The sequence below is a fragment of the Calidifontibacter terrae genome (genome assembly GCF_054778835.1).
In genome coordinates this window covers 1-17,977 of record NZ_BAAGZF010000005.1, presented here as the reverse complement: position 1 = coordinate 17,977, position 17,977 = coordinate 1, and the positions used below count along the sequence as shown (strand labels likewise).

Annotated in this window: 14 protein-coding genes, 1 pseudogene and 1 riboswitch; of the genes and pseudogenes, 3 read left to right on the top strand and 12 right to left on the bottom strand. The window is 66.5% G+C overall.

Annotated features, from left to right (window positions below; genetic code table 11):
* Nucleotides 1-3: 3 nt before the first annotated feature.
* A complete protein-coding gene (locus tag ACYU98_RS07030) occupies nucleotides 4-1,488 on the bottom strand; it encodes a glutamate--cysteine ligase (RefSeq protein WP_460467492.1) in 1,485 nt (494 codons plus the stop codon).
* Nucleotides 1,489-1,604: 116 nt separating this feature from the next.
* On the opposite strand from ACYU98_RS07030, the gene ACYU98_RS07025 reads away from it, so the two are divergent.
* The 3 genes from ACYU98_RS07025 to ACYU98_RS07015 are packed head-to-tail and all read left to right on the top strand — an operon-like array spanning nucleotide 1,605 to nucleotide 7,208.
* Nucleotides 1,605-2,771 carry an exonuclease SbcCD subunit D gene (locus tag ACYU98_RS07025; protein ID WP_460467491.1) on the top strand — a complete coding sequence of 389 codons (1,167 nt, stop codon included), beginning with the start codon at nucleotides 1,605-1,607 and terminating at the stop codon, nucleotides 2,769-2,771.
* Nucleotides 2,768-5,956 (top strand): AAA family ATPase, encoded by a 3,189-nt coding sequence (locus ACYU98_RS07020; RefSeq protein ID WP_460467490.1) that lies wholly within the window; start codon nucleotides 2,768-2,770, stop codon nucleotides 5,954-5,956. The genes ACYU98_RS07025 and ACYU98_RS07020 overlap by 4 nt, the downstream gene beginning before the upstream one ends.
* Entirely contained in the window at nucleotides 5,937-7,208 is a 1,272-nt protein-coding gene (locus ACYU98_RS07015) for a pyridoxal phosphate-dependent aminotransferase (RefSeq protein ID WP_460467489.1), read from the top strand. The genes ACYU98_RS07020 and ACYU98_RS07015 overlap by 20 nt, the downstream gene beginning before the upstream one ends.
* A gap of 16 nt (nucleotides 7,209-7,224) precedes the next feature.
* On the opposite strand, the gene ACYU98_RS07010 is transcribed toward ACYU98_RS07015, so the two are convergent.
* From ACYU98_RS07010 to ACYU98_RS06960, 11 genes and pseudogenes are all read right to left on the bottom strand, one after another.
* Nucleotides 7,225-9,033 (bottom strand): serine/threonine-protein kinase, encoded by a 1,809-nt coding sequence (locus tag ACYU98_RS07010; RefSeq protein WP_460467488.1) that lies wholly within the window; start codon nucleotides 9,031-9,033, stop codon nucleotides 7,225-7,227.
* An 89-nt stretch (nucleotides 9,034-9,122) separates the two neighbouring features.
* The gene (gcvP, locus tag ACYU98_RS07005) at nucleotides 9,123-11,993 is read right to left on the bottom strand and encodes an aminomethyl-transferring glycine dehydrogenase (RefSeq protein WP_460467487.1); all 2,871 of its coding nucleotides are present in this window, start codon (nucleotides 11,991-11,993) and stop codon (nucleotides 9,123-9,125) included.
* A gap of 65 nt (nucleotides 11,994-12,058) precedes the next feature.
* Nucleotides 12,059-12,152: riboswitch (glycine riboswitch) on the bottom strand.
* Nucleotides 12,153-12,225: 73 nt separating this feature from the next.
* Nucleotides 12,226-12,831, bottom strand: coding sequence for a MerR family transcriptional regulator (locus tag ACYU98_RS07000; protein ID WP_460467486.1), 606 nt, complete (start codon nucleotides 12,829-12,831; stop codon nucleotides 12,226-12,228).
* Nucleotides 12,832-12,980: 149 nt separating this feature from the next.
* Nucleotides 12,981-13,466 (bottom strand): bifunctional nuclease family protein, encoded by a 486-nt coding sequence (locus tag ACYU98_RS06995; RefSeq protein ID WP_460467485.1) that lies wholly within the window; start codon nucleotides 13,464-13,466, stop codon nucleotides 12,981-12,983.
* A 9-nt stretch (nucleotides 13,467-13,475) separates the two neighbouring features.
* Nucleotides 13,476-14,156 carry a transcriptional regulator FtsR gene (ftsR, locus tag ACYU98_RS06990; protein WP_460467484.1) on the bottom strand — a complete coding sequence of 227 codons (681 nt, stop codon included), beginning with the start codon at nucleotides 14,154-14,156 and terminating at the stop codon, nucleotides 13,476-13,478.
* A complete protein-coding gene (locus ACYU98_RS06985) occupies nucleotides 14,153-14,602 on the bottom strand; it encodes an FHA domain-containing protein (RefSeq protein ID WP_460467483.1) in 450 nt (149 codons plus the stop codon). The genes ftsR and ACYU98_RS06985 overlap by 4 nt, the downstream gene beginning before the upstream one ends.
* Before the next feature lie 45 nt (nucleotides 14,603-14,647).
* A complete protein-coding gene (gene gcvH, locus ACYU98_RS06980; RefSeq protein WP_460467482.1) occupies nucleotides 14,648-15,037 on the bottom strand; it encodes a glycine cleavage system protein GcvH in 390 nt (129 codons plus the stop codon).
* Nucleotides 15,038-15,063: 26 nt separating this feature from the next.
* Nucleotides 15,064-15,891 carry a DUF881 domain-containing protein gene (locus ACYU98_RS06975; RefSeq protein ID WP_460467481.1) on the bottom strand — a complete coding sequence of 276 codons (828 nt, stop codon included), beginning with the start codon at nucleotides 15,889-15,891 and terminating at the stop codon, nucleotides 15,064-15,066.
* A gap of 58 nt (nucleotides 15,892-15,949) precedes the next feature.
* A pseudogene (locus ACYU98_RS06970) lies at nucleotides 15,950-16,281 on the bottom strand (small basic family protein).
* The gene (locus ACYU98_RS06965) at nucleotides 16,278-17,138 is read right to left on the bottom strand and encodes a DUF881 domain-containing protein (protein WP_460467480.1); all 861 of its coding nucleotides are present in this window, start codon (nucleotides 17,136-17,138) and stop codon (nucleotides 16,278-16,280) included. Before ACYU98_RS06965 ends, ACYU98_RS06970 begins: the two are co-directional and overlap by 4 nt.
* Nucleotides 17,135-17,719 (bottom strand): CDP-alcohol phosphatidyltransferase family protein, encoded by a 585-nt coding sequence (locus tag ACYU98_RS06960; protein WP_460467479.1) that lies wholly within the window; start codon nucleotides 17,717-17,719, stop codon nucleotides 17,135-17,137. The genes ACYU98_RS06965 and ACYU98_RS06960 overlap by 4 nt, the downstream gene beginning before the upstream one ends.
* Between the last annotated feature and the right edge of the window lie 258 nt (nucleotides 17,720-17,977).

Genomic DNA, 17,977 nt, shown 5'->3' with positions numbered 1-17,977 from the left:
GCCTCAGCTGGGCAGTCCCCAGGTGTGCACCGGCGCGTTGTCGCCCATGCCCTCCAGGTAGCGCTCCAGCATCAGGCGCAGGGCCTCCGCACGCGTCTTGCCCTTGCGCTCGTAGGCGTCCACGCAATCAATTTGCCAGGTCGCTCCGTTGATCCCGGCGCGGCAACGGTCCTCGACAACGCCCAGGAACCGATCCCGTACGGACTGGGCGACACCCCACTCCTCCAGCCCTTGGTGGGCCAGCGGCAGCAGGTGGCGCAGGATCAGTTCGTCGGCCGCCACCTCGCCAAAGCCGGGCCAGTAGACCTTGGCGTCCAGGCTGCGACGAGCGCACTCCTCGAAGTTGGCCTCGGCCGCCGCGAAGCTCATCCGGGTCCAGACCGGTCGCTCGTCCTCAGCCAGTTTGCGCACCACGCCGTAGTAGAAGGCGGAGTTGGCCAGGGTGTCGACGATGGTCGGTCCGGCCGGCAGGACGCGGTTTTCCACCCGCAGGTGCGGACGCCCGTCGTGGATGTCATAGATCGGCCGGTTCCAGCGGTAGACGGTGCCGTTGTGCAACCGCAGTTCCGAAAGTTCGGGGGCTTCGCCGGCTTCGAACATCGCCACCGGGTCTTCGTCGCCGCATTCGGGCAGCAGCGCCGGGAAGTAGCGCACGTTCTCCTCGAACAGGTCGAAGATCGAGGTGATCCACCGCTCGCCGAACCACACGCGGGGGCGTACGCCCTGGTTCTTCAGCTCGATGCTGCGGGTGTCCGTCGCCTGCTTGAACAGCTCGATCCGCGTTTCGTGCCACAGCTTCTTACCGAAGAAAAACGGCGAGTTCGCTCCGAGGGCAAGCTGCGGCCCCGAGATTGCCTGCGCCGCGTTCCAGTAAGCCGCGAACTGCGAGGGCTTGACCTGCAAATGCAGTTGTACGGAGGTGCACGCTGACTCCGGCGCGATCGAATCGGCGTAGGTCGCCAGCCGCTCCCCGCTGGGGCCTTCGATGTCGATGAACAGATCCTCGCCGCGCGCGTTGAAGATCGCGTCGTTCAGGGCGGTGTAGCGGGAGTTGGCGCTGATCCATTCGGTGTGGAAATGCTCCGGCATCAGGGTCGGCAGGATGCCCACGGCAACGATCCGGGAGCCGGACTCCAGGGCGCGCTCCTCGGCCCGGTTCAAACTCGCCCGCAGATCCTTCTCAAGAAGAAGACTCTCCTCGCCCGGCATCGGACGCGGACTGACGTTGAGCTCGATGTTGTATTGGCCAAGTTCGGTCTGGTAGTCGGTATCGGCGATCCGCTCAAGCACCTTCGCGTTGCTCATCGTCGGGGCCATCGCCTCGTCGACCAGGTTCAGCTCGATCTCCATGCCGGTGAGCGTGCGGTCAAATTCGAACCCGCGAGTGTGCAGCATCTGTTCGAACACATCGAGGTCCTGACGGACCTTCTCGCGGTATTGCTGGCGCTGTTCGCGCGTGTAGACCGTGCCGGCGACGTCTGATCCCATCGGTCCCTCCTCGGGTCGCATGACTTCCGCGTTCAACCTACTGGTCGCGCCTCCGATAGGGGCCCGATCCGTGTTGCTGCCGGAGGTTGTCGGTGGTCGCTCCTACCCTGCTGGACATGCGCTTGTTGCACACCTCGGACTGGCACCTCGGACGTTCGTTCCACGGTGTCGGTCTATTGTCGGCGCAGCGCGACTTTGTTGACCACCTGGTGCAGGTCGTCCGAGACCGCCAGGTCGACGTCGTCCTGGTCAGTGGCGACGTCTATGACCGGGCTCTGCCGGCGCCCGACACCGTCGATCTGCTCGACCACGCCCTGGTCTCGCTGCTGGCCACGGGCGCGCAGGTCGTCGTGTCCTCGGGAAACCACGACTCCGCCCGCCGGCTGGGATTCGGTTCCCGGTTGCTCTCCCAGGTCGGCCTCCACCTCGCGACCTCGATCGATCAGATCGGCGAGCCGGTGCTGGTGGGCGACACCGCGATCTACCCGATCCCTTACCTCGAGCCGTCGGTCGCAGCTGAACCGCTGGGTGCGGCTCGCGCCACCCACGCCGCCGTGCTGCGAGCAGCAATGGACCGAATCCGCGCCGACCACGCCGGGCGTGCCGATCAGGGTGTGCGCATGGTGGTGATGGCCCATTCGTTCGTTGCCGGCGCCACGACTTCGCAGTCCGAACGCGACGTCACAGTGGGCGGCCTCGGAGTCGCGCCGGTTGAGATCTTCGACGGCGCCGACTATGTCGCGCTCGGCCACCTGCATCGCGCTCAGGAGGTGCGCCCGGGCGTGCGCTACTCCGGCTCCCCGATCGCGTTCTCCTTCAGTGAGACCGGCGACCAGAAGACCTCGGTGCTGGTCGACCTCGACACCGGCCTGCAGGAGCTGATCCCGACGCCGGTTCCGCGGCCGCTGGCCAGGTTGCGCGGCGAACTTGAAGAGTTGCTCGACGATCCCGATCTCGCTGACCACGAGCAAGCGTGGTGCGAAGTCACCCTCACCGACGCAGTCCACCCGGTGTCTGCGATGGACCGCATCCGAAGCCGTTTTCCCCATACACTCGCGCTGCTCTTCGACAGCCCGGCCCGGCCCGGCGATGACCTCAGCTACGTGCAACGGCTGCGAGAACGCGCCGACCTCGACGTCTGCTGCGACTTCGTCGACCACGTCCGTCGTGCGCCGGCCGACGCTGACGAGACCGCGCTGCTGAAAACGGCGCTGGCCGATGTCGACCGACAGCGCGCCAGCCGCGACGACGAGGGCATCGCCAGCCACGCCGGTGTCGCATGAGGATTCATCGCCTGACCATCCAGGCGTTCGGTCCGTTCGGGGCAAGCGAGACGATCGACTTCGACGCGCTCGGCGCTCAAGGACTGTTCCTGATGCACGGCCCCACCGGCAGCGGGAAGACGAGCGTGCTCGACGCCGTTTGTTTCGCCCTTTTCGGGCAGGTGCCCGGTTCACGCCGCACCCACACTGACCGGCTGCGCAGCGATCATGCCGCGCCCCACCTCGACCCGCGGGTTCAGATGGAGTTCACCGTTGCCGAGCGTCGGCTGCGAATCGACCGTCGGCCTTCCTACTTCGCGCCGAAGAAGCGTGGTGGCGGAACCACCAAACGGCAAGCCTCAGTGGTGCTCGAGGAGCGTGGGGCAACCGGCTGGCGCGCGATCAGCACCCGCCTCGACGAGGCCGGCCTCGAGATATCCGACGCCCTCGGGCTCGGGTTGGAGCAGTTCGCGCAGGTCGTGCTGCTGCCTCAGGGCGAATTCGCCGCGTTCCTGCGCGCGAAAGCCGACGAACGGGCAGCCCTGCTCGAGCGGCTGTTCGACATTTCGCGGTTCGCCGACGTGGAACGTTGGCTCGCTGACCACCGGCGCGAACTGCGCGGGCGCGTCGACGCGGCCGACGCATCCGCCCGCACCGCACTGGTTCGCGCCGAGGAGTCGCTGACCGACCACGCTCCCCAGATCGACCACTGGCGCAGCCTGCCGCTCGACGACTTGCCAGCACAGATCGGTGCGGCAGCCGCCGACTTATCGCTCGCGCTGACTGCCGCGATGGCCGGCGCCGACCGGGCCCGGGCCTGGGCCACCACCACTCGTCGCCGTCACGAGCGAGCTGTCGAATGCCGGCGGATCGCCGCCGAGCGCGCCGACGCGCAACTGGTGTGGCAGCGCCACCTCGATTCTGCGGACGATCGTGCGGCCACGCGCCGGACTCTGCAACGCCACGACGCCGCCACTCGAGTGTGGCCGCTGCTCGGCGTCGCCGACTCCGCCGCCACGGAACTCGAGCGGCGCAGCTCCGCCGTCATGCAGGCCCATGACCGCCTCGCGGCGTTGCTCGGATCCGACAGCGAACACCCGCTGGATCCCGAACAACGGCTCGCCGCTGGCGACCAGGCTCTCGCCGGAGTGCGCGGACTGCTCGACGTACGAGCCCAAAGCCTGCAGCGCTTGCCGCGGTTGAAGGCCGACCATGTCGCTGCCGCACGAACGGCGAAGAGCGCAGCGGAATCGGTTGCCGCCATCGTTGCTCGGTTGAGCGCGGTCGACGTCGAACGTGCCGCGCTCGCCGAGATCGTCGCTCCGGAATCCGCAGTTCGCGACCGCGTCCGTCTCCTGCGCGATGACCGTCGGGCCGGTGAGCGGCTGCGTAGCCTCACTGCCACGCTCGCTACCGCAGATGCCGAGCAACACGCTCGCGCGCTGGACTTCACCGATGCCGAACGTCACGTGCTCGCCCTGCGCCACGCCCGCCTCGAAGGGATGGCTGCCGAGCTCGCGCTCGATCTGCTCGACGGCGACGCCTGCCCAGTCTGTGGCTCACCCGACCACCCCGCCCCGGCGACCGACTCCGACCCAGTCACCGCCGCCGATGTCGATGATGCGGAGCAGCTCGCCGCGGCGGCCGACGGCAGGCTCGCCACGGCTCGTGCCGCTGTCGCTGCTTCCGCGGCCCGGGTCGAGGAAGCGCGTGCGGAGCAGACTCGGATCCGCGCAGACTGGGCGATGCTTCAGTCGGCGACCCGTGATTCTGCGTCGCGGGAGTTGGGTATGCGTGAGTCGGCAGGGCTTGAGTCGGCAGGGCTTGAGTCGGCGTCGAACGCGCTGACCGATGACACCTCCGAGCAGCGACTTCGAAGCGAGCTGGCGGCGCTCGCCACTATCGAGGCCGCCTTGGGTCAGTTGCAGAACCTCGCTGCAGAGGCCGATCGGCTCGGCGCGTCTCGCGATCGCGCCCAGGAAGAACACGACGTCGCCCTTCGTGCAAGCGAACGCGCGGCCCAGACGGTGGCCGACCTCGAGGCGACCGTCGCCGACCAGGGCGATCGACTGCGCGCCGCTCTCGAAGCCCACCAGCGCGACTGCAGGTGCAGCGATGCCGCTGACCAGCTGGCCGCATGGGGGTCTGCGGTGCTCGCCCACCACGACACCTTCCGGCGGTTGGTCGCCGAGGCCGCCCGAGCCAAGGACGCCACCGATACCGCGCGCGAAGCCCGTGATACCGCGGAAAATGAGTTGCATCGTCAACTTGAGGTCGAATCTTTTGCGGATCGGGTTGCGCTTTCCACTGCGCGACTCCCCCGCGATGAGGCCGAGCGCAAGCGACAAGAGTTGAGGTCAGCCGAGCAGGTCGCCGAACACGCCCGCGGCGTGCTGGATCGACCTCTCACCGTCGGCGCAACGAATGGGGCCGCTGATCTCAGCGAGGCGATCACGGACAGTGACGAGGTCGATGCCTCCTCGGTCGAGTTCCTGGCAACGGCTCTGGAGTCCGCTCTGGTTGCCGAGCGGGTCGCTCACACCAACTATGAGTCGATAAAGCGCGCGCAACGCAGCATCGAGCGGCTCGCCGCTGAGGTCACGGCGGTTGTCGAGTCGTCTCGCGCTGACCGCGACCGACTTCCAACGGTCGATCGGATCACCGATCTTGTCAGCGGCGGAAACGAGAACGTTCTGCGGATGCGTCTGTCGTCCTATGTGCTCGCTGCCCGCCTCGAACAGGTCACCGAGCTGGCCAACGAGTCGCTTGCCGTCATGACCGGCGGCCGTTACCGCCTGGAACACACCGATGAACGAGCCAAGGGCGGCTCGCGCAGCGGGCTCGGGTTGCGAGTGCTTGATGCCTGGACCGGCACCCCTCGAGACACCGCTTCCCTTTCCGGCGGCGAGTCGTTCATGGCCTCCCTCGCCCTTGCCCTCGGCCTGGGCCAAGCCGTGCTGCACGACGCCGGCGGCCGGCCGCTGCAGACACTCCTGGTCGACGAGGGGTTCGGCACCCTCGACGACGAATCGCTGGAACTGGTCATGCAGGTCCTCGATGACCTGCGGGCGGGTGGGCGCACCGTCGGCATCGTCAGTCACGTGGGCGAGCTGCGCAGCCGAGTGCCAGCCCAGATCGAGGTCCGCAAGAGCGAACAGGGTTCGTCACTTCGGGTGCATCTCGGCGATGCGTCACCAGCAGCTTGACCACCTGTGGAACGCTGACCCGGTGCGCACCATTCGACAGTCCAAGAAGCTTCAGGGCGTCCGCTACGACGTTCGCGGACCGATCCTCGTTGAGGCTCAGCGCCTCGAGGCCGAGGGCCACCGGATCCTCAAGCTGAACATCGGCAACACCGCCCCGTTCGGGTTTGAGGCCCCCGAGGCCATTGTCGCCGACATGGTGCAGGCCCTTCCCGACTCCCAGGGCTACTCCGACTCCAAGGGCATCTACAGCGCCCGCACTGCCGTGGCGCAGTACTACCAGTCCCGCGGATTCCGCGACGCTGTCGTCGACGACGTCCTGATCGGCAACGGGGTGTCCGAGCTGATCAGCATGGTGTTGCAGGCATTCCTCGATGACGGCAACGAGGTGCTGGTCCCCGCTCCCGACTACCCGCTGTGGACCGGCGCGGTGACCCTCTGTGGCGGCACCCCCGTGCACTACCGCTGCGACGAGGAGAACGGCTGGAACCCCGACCTCGCCGACATCGAGGCGAAGATCACGCCGAACACACACGCGCTGGTGATCATCAACCCGAACAACCCGACCGGCGCGGTCTACTCCGCCGATGTCGTGAAGGGTCTGGTCGACATCGCCCGCCGCCACGACCTGGTGCTGATGGCCGACGAGATCTACGAAAAGATTCTCTACGCCGACGACACCGACCAGCCGGTCCACCACCATGTCGCCACCTACGCCGCCGATGACGTTCTCTGCCTGACCTTCAGCGGATTATCGAAGGCCTACCGGGTCTGCGGCTACCGCGCCGGGTGGGTGTTCCTCACCGGCCCGAAGCATCGCGCGGAGGACTTCCTCGAGGGCCTGACCCTGCTGGCCAACATGCGGATGTGTGCAAACGTCCCGGCTCAAAACGCGATCCAGACTGCCCTGGGCGGATACCAGTCGATCAACGAGTTGATCGTTCCCGGCGGCCGGTTTTACGAGCAATCCCGGTTGGCCGCGAAACTGCTCAACGAGATCCCGGGCGTGAGCTGTGTTGAACCGCGCGGCGCGCTCTACTGCTTCCCACGACTCGACCCGGAGGTCTATCCGATCGAGGACGACCAACAGTTCGTCATCGATCTGTTGCGGTCGAAGAAAATTCTGGTCACCCACGGCACCGGTTTCAACTGGTTCTCACCGGACCACTTCCGGTTGGTGACGCTGCCCGACGTCGAGATGTTGGCCGAGGCGATCGGCCGAATCGGCGACTTCCTGGGCGACTACCGCCGGTAATCGTTGGTCGGCGCGATCAGCATGCGTCGAGGGTCGGCCGCGTTGGGCTGAAATCCCCGGCGTAGTTCGCCGACACTGCAGAGTCCCACGCGCCGGTGTCGATCATCTGCTTCAGCGCGCCCGCCACCTTCACGCATAGATCGTGATCGGCCCGCGGCACCGCAATGCCGTAGTCCTGCGGCCCGGCGGACGTCTCGACCAACCGTACGGTGCCGGCGTAGCCGGTCTTAGTGAGATAACCGGCCAAGATCGTGTCGTCGATCGTCGCCGCACTCACCGCGCCATCACGCACCTGGTTCACGCAGTCAGTCACCGATGTGCCGGAAACCAGGGTGATCAACGGGTTTTCCGCGGTGAGAGCACTCGTGTCGACGGACCCCGGGGCCTGGCAAACCGTCGTGAGGTCGGGGCTACTCACCGAGGTGATCGCACTCGAGGCATCCACCAGCAGACCGAGGTGAGCGGTGAAATAGGGGCCGGCGAACCCGACCACGCTGCGCCGCGCTGGAGTCATCGTGAACGTCGCGACCACGATGTCGACGGTGCCGTCCTGCACTGCCGACACCCGCTGATCGTCGCTGACTCGCACGAATGAGACTCCGGGGTAACCGAGTTGCTGCGCGACGTAGCGCGCAACGGAGGCGTCGAATCCGTTAAAGCCGGTCGCCGTTGTGCCGCTGCCCGGAACATCGCTAATCCCAACCCGCATCGGCTCAGCGGGCGTCGTCGGGGTGGAGGAGCCGACCGGTCGAGCTGCTGGCGTCGAGGCCACTGTCGTTCCGGATGTCGACGACGCCGCAGAATCTGCGTGGGTTCGCCCGCCGGAACTAACGAAGTAGGCCGCAACAGCCGCCACCGCGAGAACGCCCGCCAGGCAGGCCGCCGCGATCGCCGTACGGTGACTGCCTTGAGACCGCTCTGATCCTTGACCGACGCCGTCCCACACCGTCGCTGCGGCAGTTTCCTCGCGCGCAGGGACTCGCGGGATCGGTCGGATGACGGTGTCGTGACCGTCGATCGCGGCAGCGAACTGCGCCATCAGGTCGCCGGCCGTCGACGGTCGATCCGCGGGCCGCTTCGCCATCGCGCGGTGCAACACCGCGGTGACAGCCGGAGACAGACCGAGGCTGGCCGGGAGATCTGGCGGCGGCTGCAAAACATGGGCGCGCATCAACTTGCTCAAGTCGTTGCCCGGGAAGGGCGCGCTCCCGGTCAGGCATTCGAACGTTACGCAACCGAGCGAATACACGTCGGCCCGCCCGTCGGTCTCATCCTCGGAGAACCGCTCCGGCGCCATGTACTTGAACGAGCCGATCGCCGTCCCGGTGCTGGTGAGGTGGGACTCCCCCGTTTCGTGGGCGATGCCGAAATCGGCGAGATAGGCGAAGCCACCCGGGGTGACCAGCACGTTCTCGGGCTTGACGTCACGATGGACCAACCCGCTGCCGTGCGCGGCATCCAGCGCTGACGCCACCTGACTGAGCAGCCGCAGCGTCTCGTCGTAGGACAGCCGCCCCCGACGCTGCAACAGCGCTCGCAGGTCCTCCCCCTCGACGACCCGCATGTCGATGAACAGTTGGTCGCCGGTGGTGCCGAAGTCGTGGATAGGAACGATGTGCGGCTCCTGCAGGCGCGCCGCGATCTGCGCCTCCCGCCGGAACCGGGCGGCGTACGCAGGATCCTGCGACAACGCCGGGGGCAACAGCTTCAGCGCGACATCGCGGCCCTTGACGGTGTCATGAGCCAGGTAGACCTCGCCCATCCCGCCACGCCCCAGCAACCGGTCCAACCGGTAAGGCCCGACGGTCTCCCCGACACGTGACATCGCACCACCCCTTTCGTCGCGCACAGTGTCCCGTAGAACGGCGACAGCCGCCTGTCCCGGAACATCAGGACAGGCGGCTGTTGCGGATGTCAGTCCTCGTAAGCCTCGGGCGGCGGGCACGAGCAGACGAGGTGACGGTCACCGTACGCACCGTCGATCCGGCGCACCGGGGCCCAGTATTTGCGGGTCGGGTCGACCCCGGCGGGGTAGACCGCCTCGCTGCGCGAGAAGGGGTGGTCCCAGTCCCCCACCAGGCTCTGAGCGGTGTACGGCGCATGGCGCAACACGCTGTCGGCCACCGGAACACCACCGTCGATGACGTTCTGGATCTCGTTGCGGATGGCGATCATTGCCGCGCAGAACCGGTCGAGTTCGGTGAGACTCTCGCTCTCGGTCGGTTCGACCATCAGGGTTCCGGCCACCGGGAAGGACATGGTCGGAGCGTGGAAGCCGTAGTCGACCAAGCGCTTGGCGACGTCGTCGACGGTCACGCCGCTGTCCTTGGTCAGCCCGCGCAGATCCAGGATGCACTCGTGGGCAACCAGACCCTTCTCGCCGGTGTACAGCACCGGGTAGTGGTCGCGCAGCCGGGTGGCGACGTAGTTCGCGTTGACGACCGCCGCCTCGGTGGCGTGGGTCAACCCGGCGCCACCCATCAGCCGAACGTAGGCCCAGCTGATCGGCAGAATCGAGGCCGAACCGAACGGCGCGCCGGCCACCGGGCCAACACCGGTCGCCGGGCCCGCGTGTTCGGAGAACGGGTGGTTGGGCAGGTAGGGCGCGAGGTGGGCACGCACCGCCACCGGACCGACACCCGGGCCGCCGCCGCCGTGCGGGATGCAGAACGTTTTGTGCAGGTTGAGGTGCGAAACGTCGCCACCGAATTGACCCGGCTGGGCGAATCCGACGAGTGCGTTGAGGTTTGCGCCATCGACATAAACCTGGCCGCCGGCCTCGTGGACCAGGTCGCAGAGCTCGGTGATCGTGTCCTCGTAAACGCCGTGCGTCGACGGATAGGTGACCATGATCGCCGCGAGATTCTCGCCGTGTTGTTTCAACTTCAACTTGAGGTCGTCCATGTCGATCTCACCGGTGGGCGCGGTTTTCACCACCACGACCTTGAGTCCGGCCATCGCGGCCGAGGCCGCGTTGGTGCCGTGGGCCGAGGCCGGGATGAGGCAGACATCGCGGTCGGCATCGCCATTGGCCCGGTGGTAAGCGTGGATGGCCAGCAGTCCAGCGAACTCACCCTGCGAGCCGGCGTTCGGCTGCAACGACACCGAGTCATAACCGGTGATCGCACACAACCACTGCTCGAGGTCGTCAATCAGCTCGCGGATCCCCACGGTCTGGTCGGCTGGGGAGAACGGGTGGAGGTTGGCGAACTCGGGCCAGGTGATCGCCTCCATCTCGGTGGTGGCGTTGAGCTTCATCGTGCAGGAGCCCAGCGGGATCATGCCGCGGTCGAGCGCGTAGTCCCGATCCGAGAGGGTGCGCAGGTAGCGCAACATCTCGGTCTCGCTGTGGTGGGTGTTGAACACCGGGTTGGTCAGGAACTGCGTCGAACGGTGCAGCGTCGCCGCGAAGGTCGAGGTTCCGTCGCTCGGGACCGGTGCGTTGACCCCGAAAGCGGCAGCAACGGCGGCCAACTGTGCCTCGGTGGTCGTCTCATCGACGCTCACACTGACTTGGTCACCGTCGAGTTGCCACACGTTGATCCCGCGCTCTCGGGCTGCTGCAACGACCGCGTCGGCACGACCGTGGACCCGTACGGTCAGGGTGTCGAAGAAGCTGTCGACGACCAGTTCGACGTCACCGCCGCGCAGAGCCGTGGCGAGACCGACGGCCTTGCCGTGAACCTCCCGGGCAATCCGCGTCAGGCCCTCAGGACCGTGATAAACGGCGTACATCGAAGCCATGACGGCCAGCAGCACCTGTGCGGTGCAGATGTTGGACGTCGCCTTCTCGCGCCTGATGTGTTGCTCGCGAGTCTGCAGGGCAAGCCGGAAAGCCCGGGCGCCGTCGGCGTCGACCGATACTCCGACCAGTCGGCCCGGCAGGTTGCGCTCGAGTCCCTCGCGCACACACATGTAACCGGCGTGGGGACCGCCGAAGCCCATCGGAACGCCGAAGCGCTGAGTGGTGCCGACCGCGATGTCGGCGCCCCATCCCGCCGGCTCCTGCACCAACGTCAGCGCGAGGAGGTCGGCCGCTGCCGTCACCAAGGCGCCCGCCTCGTGAGCCGCCGTGGCCAGCGCCGACCAGTCGACGATTTCGCCGTTAGCGCCGGGATACTGCACGACCACACCGAAGACATCGCGATCCCCTGCCGCGGCCCGCAGGCTGGCGACATCAGACACGCCGCGCAGGTCAGCGACGACAACCTCGAAGCCGACGGCGGTCGCGCGAGTTTGGGTCACTGCGATGGACTGCGGCAACACCTGGGCATCGAGCAGCAGCACCGAGCCGTCCTTGGCCCGAGTCGCGCGATGCATCAGCGACATCGCCTCGGCAACGGCCGTGGACTCGTCCAACAGGCTGGCCGACGCGGTCTGCAGACCGGTCAGGTCGGCCACCACGGTCTGGAAGTTCAGCAACGCCTCGAGCCGACCCTGGGAGATCTCCGGCTGATACGGCGTGTACGCGGTGTACCAGGCCGGGTTCTCCAGGACGTTTCGCCGAATGACTCCCGGCGTGTGGGTGCCGTAATAACCGAGGCCGATCATCGAGGTCAAAACCTCGTTGCGGCCGGCCTTCTCCCGCAGCTCGGCGAGCACACTCGCCTCATCCGGGGCAGCTTGCACCGCAAGCTCGCGGGTCGCGCGGATCGTTGTCGGGATCGCCGTGTCCATCAGGGCTTCGAGACTGTCGACGCCGATGGCGGTCAACATCGTCTGAATCTCGTCGGCCGAAGGGCCGACATGGCGACGTACGAAATCAGGGCTGTTCTGGGGCGTCATTCATCTTCCTTGGCCGGAGCAGGGGCAGAACGCCTCCCCCTCTGTCGGCAAGCCTTCAGAGTCGCCTCGTCCGAGTGGTCCGGTGGCCTGAGAGGTTCTGGGGAGAATTGCCCCTTCGGCGCCTTCACCAGTGGTGGAGAACTCTCCCACCCGGTGTCACGAGCAAGCTCAAAAATAGCACCGGCCCGCCAATCTCGGCGGGCCGGTGCTATTTGAGCTAGGGAAGGGAAGGTCAGCCAGCGACCCGACGCTCACGACGCTTGCGCAGTTCGTCGCCCGGGTGATCCGCGATCTCCTCGGCCTCGGGACGCTCGGACGGCAGTTCCGAGAGGGTGCCCTCGACCTCGCGCCACACCGAACCCAAAGCAATGCCGAATACGCCCTGACCGCCACGCATCAGATCGATGACTTGGTCATCGGAGGTGCACTCGTAAACCGACGCACCATCGGACATCAAGGTGATGGTGGCGAGGTCCTCGACGCCGTGGTCACGCAGCGCGGAGACCGCGATACGGATCTGCTGCAGCGAGACGCCGGTGTCGAGCAGACGCTTGACGACCTTCAGCACCAATACATCACGGAAGCTGTAGAGCCGGTGGTTGCCCGACCCGGAGGGGTTACGCACGGAGGGCTCAACCAGGCCGGTTCGCGCCCAGTAGTCGAGCTGGCGGTAAGTGACGCCCGCGGCGCGGCAGGCCGCGGGACCGCGGTAGCCGAGCACATCGGTCACGACCTGGTCGTCGCCCGCACCAGCACCGTCGACACTGCCGTCGACGACCGGCGCCTCGAGCGGAGCCGGCGCCTTGGAGCCTGCAGACTGCTTCTCAGCGCGTCCCATGGCTACCTCTTCTCTCAGAAATGACTGGTGCACGTTGCCGTGCTTCGCGAGAAAAACTACGGGCGACAGACCCTGTGGTCAACGACCTCGGCCCTGAACCGTCGGCGTGTCGCGATGCGCGCCGAAAACATTCATCTTTAAGTTTAAGGTTAGTCTTCAGGCTCCACGCCCGGGTCCTCGAAGTCCTCGGCCGACACATGGTCCAGGAATTCGCGGAATTTCTCGACCTCGTCCTCGTCTTCGAGCTGCATCGGGATGCCCGTCTCCTCGACGACCTGGTCATCGACGAAGACATCGACCTCGGCGCGCAGAGCTAGGGCGATGGCATCGGAGCTGCGTGATTCGATCCGCCGCCCGTCGCTCAGCACCAGTTCCGCGTAGAACACGCCCTCTTCCATCCGAACGATGTCGACGTGGGAGAGCCGCCCACCCAGGGTGGTCAAAACGGTCAGCAGGAGGTCATGGGTCAGGGGCCGAGGCGGTGTGACGCCCTCCATCACATGCGCGATGGCGGCTGCCTCGGGAGCTCCGATCCAGATCGGAACATGACGGTTACCGTCGATCTCGCGCAACACGACAATCGGCTTGTTCGTGGGCATTTCGACGCGTACGCCGACAACCTCGACCTGTCTCACGCCTCCACGCTACCCCTGCGAGAGACCGGAGCGCACCAGTGCGAGATGCAGCGCCAAACAATCGCGGACCAGTTCGGCCGCTTCGGCGCCACCGGAGGTCATCGAGAGTTGCTGGACCAACGACATCTCGCGGTCTGCGGCCAGACGGAACGGGCGCAAGTGACGCGCCCCGATCCCATGAGCCAACAAGGCTCCCGCCGCGCGGGCAATCTGCAAAGAGTCACTGCCGTAGAAGCCGTCGGCGTCGGGTCGCACGAGGCCGAAATCGCGCAAATCGCGTACGCCGGCGTCGTCGAGTCCCGCAGCCTTGGCCAGTTCGGCTGCGTTGAGACGCAGCGCCGCGCCCGAGTCGGGCACAAATTCGGCCGGGGTCGGCAGGTCGGCGTCTTCAGCGCCGGCGGGGACCGTCGGGCGCTGGTCCGCGGCCGGCTTGAGGCCACGGTCATAGGCGTCCAGTGCTTCGCGGATCACCTTTAACGGCCAGAAGCGGTCCCGCTGACAGCGCAACACAAATCGCAGGCGGTCGACATCGCGCTCGGTGTAACGGCGGTAGCCGCTGCCGGCCCGCTGCGGGCTGACCACGCCCTGGGTATCCAGGAATCGCACCTTCGACTGGGTGAGATCCGGAAACTCGCCCTGCAGCCGGGTCAGGACCGCACCGATCGCGAGCGTGGGTTCCGCGGTGGTCACGACCCGGCGGCGGGCGCGCCGTAATAGGTGAATCGGAACTTGCCGATCTGCACCTCGTCGCCGTCATGCAAGTCAGCAGTCTCGGTGACAGTGCCATTGACGTAGGTGCCGTTCAACGAACCGACGTCGACCATGCTGTAGCCGGTCGCGGTGCGGCGGAAGACTGCGTGTCGACGGGAGACGGTGACGTCATCGAGAAAGATGTCACTGTCGACGTGACGGCCGCTGCCGACCTCGTCATCGTCGAGCAGGAAGCGACCACCCGCGCCGGGTCCACGCAGCGAGATCAACAGCGCGGTGCCGGGGCGCAGCGCATCGACCATCGCCTGATCGGACTGCGACAACCGCACTTCACCGGTGAAGTCGGGCGCCACGGATTCACCCACCACAAATCGAGCGGTGGCGTCCGGCGGTGTCTCACCTCGGGGTTCATGCTCATTGGTCACGTGTACAGCCTAACGGTCGCTAGAAACCACCCCTAGGGGGTTGGTTCAGTTGAGGGACGAAGTGTAAGTTGCGGCGTCCTGCAAACCACTGGCTGCATCGGCGTCGTCGAGCTTCAGTTCGTACATCCACCCCTGCTCGTAGGGGTCGCTGTTAACCAGCTCCGGAGTGGTGTCGAGCGCGTCGTTCACTGCTGTGACCTCTCCGGCCAAGGGTGCGTAGAGGTCGCTGACCGACTTCGTCGACTCGACCTCACCGCAGGCGTCGCCCGCGGCAACGGTGTCGCCGACGGTCGGGAGGCTGACGTAGACCACGTCCCCGAGGGCGTCCTGGGCGAATGCGGTGATGCCGACGCGTACGACGCCGTCGCCCTGCTCCTTCACCCACTCGTGGTCGGAGGTGTATCGCAGATCGGCGGGGTACTGAAGATCGCTCATGATGCTCCTGGTGAGTGGGATCGGGGTCACTTCCCCGACGGTTCGGCCTGAGCGTAACGAGGGGCCACGGCGCCTCGCAACGCAGTCACGCTGACAGCCTGCTTTGACACTACCTGGGTCTGGATCCCGCTCTGCCGCAACGTCTCCACCACACCACCGGGGATCGCCAACGCGGTGGACATGGTGTGGGGGTCACCGATCGCTGTGATGACGTAGGGCTGTTCCAGGGTTTTGCCGTCGGCGATGAGCTTTCCGTCCTGGGCGAGCCCGAACCAGGAGGCCGCGATGATGCGTACGTCGTTGATCTGGATCGCCTCCGCACCGGCATCGCGCAGTTCCTCGACGGCATCGAGCACGTTGTTCGAAGCCAGCGCACCGGACGGGTCGTTGATCGTGAAGGTGATCCCTGGTCCTTGCGCGGGGGCTGTTCCGGCGAGGATCTGCAGCGCGGTCAACCGCTCGCGGGCGGCCGCAACTGCGGCGGCGTCTCCCCCGCCACTCTTGAGCTGGTCACGTTGACCGGTGAGCGTCGTGATGTCGGTGGTGAGGCGGGTGCCTTGTTGGTTGACGTTGTCGAGCAGGTTGATGAGGTCTTCCTGGCTCATCGACTCCAGCCCCCCGGCGCGATTGGCCCGCACCTGGGTGACCATGGCGAACCCCAGCAGCAACGCCAGCACTGTGGCCAGAGCGTTCGCCTTCGTCAGACGCGGCCGGCCCATCCGGCCAAGCCGCGACCACGGGCCGCGGGTCGGCTTTGCGGGCGGCTCAGTCGAGGTGGGATCGGTCGCGGCCGGCTCGTTCGGCTCGGTCGGTGCGGTCGGCTCGGTCGGCTCGTCTTCTGTGGGGTGACTCATGTCGGGGTCCCCTCGAAGTATCGGAGCGAGGAACGAGCGGAGAACTTCGTGGGGTGACTCATGCGTGGAAGAGGTGTCGGCGGATAGAGGCAACGTTGCTGAAGATGCGCAGCCCGAGCACCACGACGACGCCGGTGGTTATTGCGATCCGACGCCGAGCTGGTCCCCGAGGAAGACGATGAACGCTGCCACCAGAACATTCGACAGGAATGACACGACGAACACCTTGTCGTCGAAGATGCCGTCGAGCACAGCGCGTACGGCGCCGAAGACTGCATCGAGGGCGGCAATAACCGCGATCGGGAGGTATGGCTGCAGCCACAGCGGGACGTCGGGCGACAGCACGACCCCAACGATCAGGCCGATAGCGAGTCCGAAAGCGGGGATCACGGTTGCTCCTCGAGAACTTTTGCGTGGTAGAGCTTCACCGACGGAGCCGCCGGGATGTGGATGTTTGAGCCGGTTGAGCGTGAACTGCGGATGTCGAAACCCTTGACCAGGCCACCGAGGTAGGCACCTCCGGAGTTCTTGTCGAAGGCGCCTCCCAGACCTGGCGGGCCGATCGCGGAGATCGCGTAGGGCGGGCTGAGCGGGCGGAAGTTCACCAGAATCGCCTGACCGGCGAACCGGATGGCGGTCAATGACGTCACGCGTTGGCCGTTGATCGACACGGCCTCCGCGCCGGCCTGCCACAGCCCATTGACGATGACTTGGAGGTCACCGGAGGTCAGTCGCCCGGTGTCGGACTGATCGGTGCGCGGATTGCCTTGCGCGTCAACGCCAGCGGAGGCAGCGTCGTCGACGGTCAGGATCAGCCCCGGCCCGTGGACGGCTATCGCGCCGGTGACGACTTCGGCAGCGCTCAACTGGCGGCTCACGTCAGAGAGATTGCTGCGATTCAGCGCCGCGGTCTGCAGGCCGGAGATCTCCTGATTGAGCCCGCGAATGGTGGCGCTTCGAGTATCGATCGCCTTCTGACCTGCGGTGACGCGGGAAACCAACGACTTCTGTTGCTTCTGCGACTCACTGACCGGAGCCCGCAGCGTCATCGCGCTCGCCGCGAGCCCGAGACCGATCAGGAACATCACGCCGATGAGCAGGGGCGAGCGGGTTCCCGACGACGGCTTCTGGCCGTTCGCCTGCCGGCGAGCCGCTTCGTCGGCATATGAAGGGTCGAGCGGGTGGGCGATGATGTTGGTGATCAGCGACATCGACGCCGCTGGATCGCGCGTTGGACCGGAGGTCATTCGCGCGCCTTCTTGTCCCGCACCATCCCTCGCACCTGAACGGCGTAGAGGATTCCGGCGACCCAGTAGAGCACCGTTCCCCACCAGACGAACGCCCATCCCAGAGGTTGCGCGATGTCACCAACGGCACCCGGCTGCTCACCCAGGAGCACCAGCGGGAAGGCATAGATCAGATTGAAGGTCGCGGCCTTGCCAACGAACGACACCGGCGGAAGCGGCAGTCGATGGGTGCGCAGGATGGGGCCGAGCCCAGCAATGAACAGCTCACGCGCCAGCAGCACGCCCACCAGCCACCACGGGATGATCGAGCGGATCGCGAGCGCCACGATGGTGGCCAGGATGTAGAGCCGGTCGGCCGCCGGATCGAGCATTGCGCCCAAGCGGGAGGTCTGGCCGAGCATCCGAGCGAGCTTGCCGTCGAGGTAGTCGGTCAGGCCGGCCAGGAAGAGCACCAGCAGGGCCCACCAGTCGTGGTGGTCGAGGATGAGCCAGAAGAAGATCGGCACCCCGATCAACCGCAGCGTCGACAGTGCGTTGGGCACGGTCAACACGCGGTCGATGGGTTCCACCTGTTCTTCCACGGGCGCAGCCTATGCGGCCGCACCGACAGCCCGGAAATGGCACGCCCATCGCGAGCCGGACCGTCCTGCCTCCCGGCCGCAAAGGGGGTTAGTCAACTGGAGGAGCTTTGCAAGGCTCCTCGAGTCGAAGAACCCTCCTTTGGCCGTGATTGCCGGCTCTTCGACTTTCCGCGGGGCGGGCCGGGTCATGCTGCGTCTCGTCGTGCTCGGGTGAGCGCGATGGTTGAGAGTATCCGGCGCTGGTAGTTGTCCAGGTTG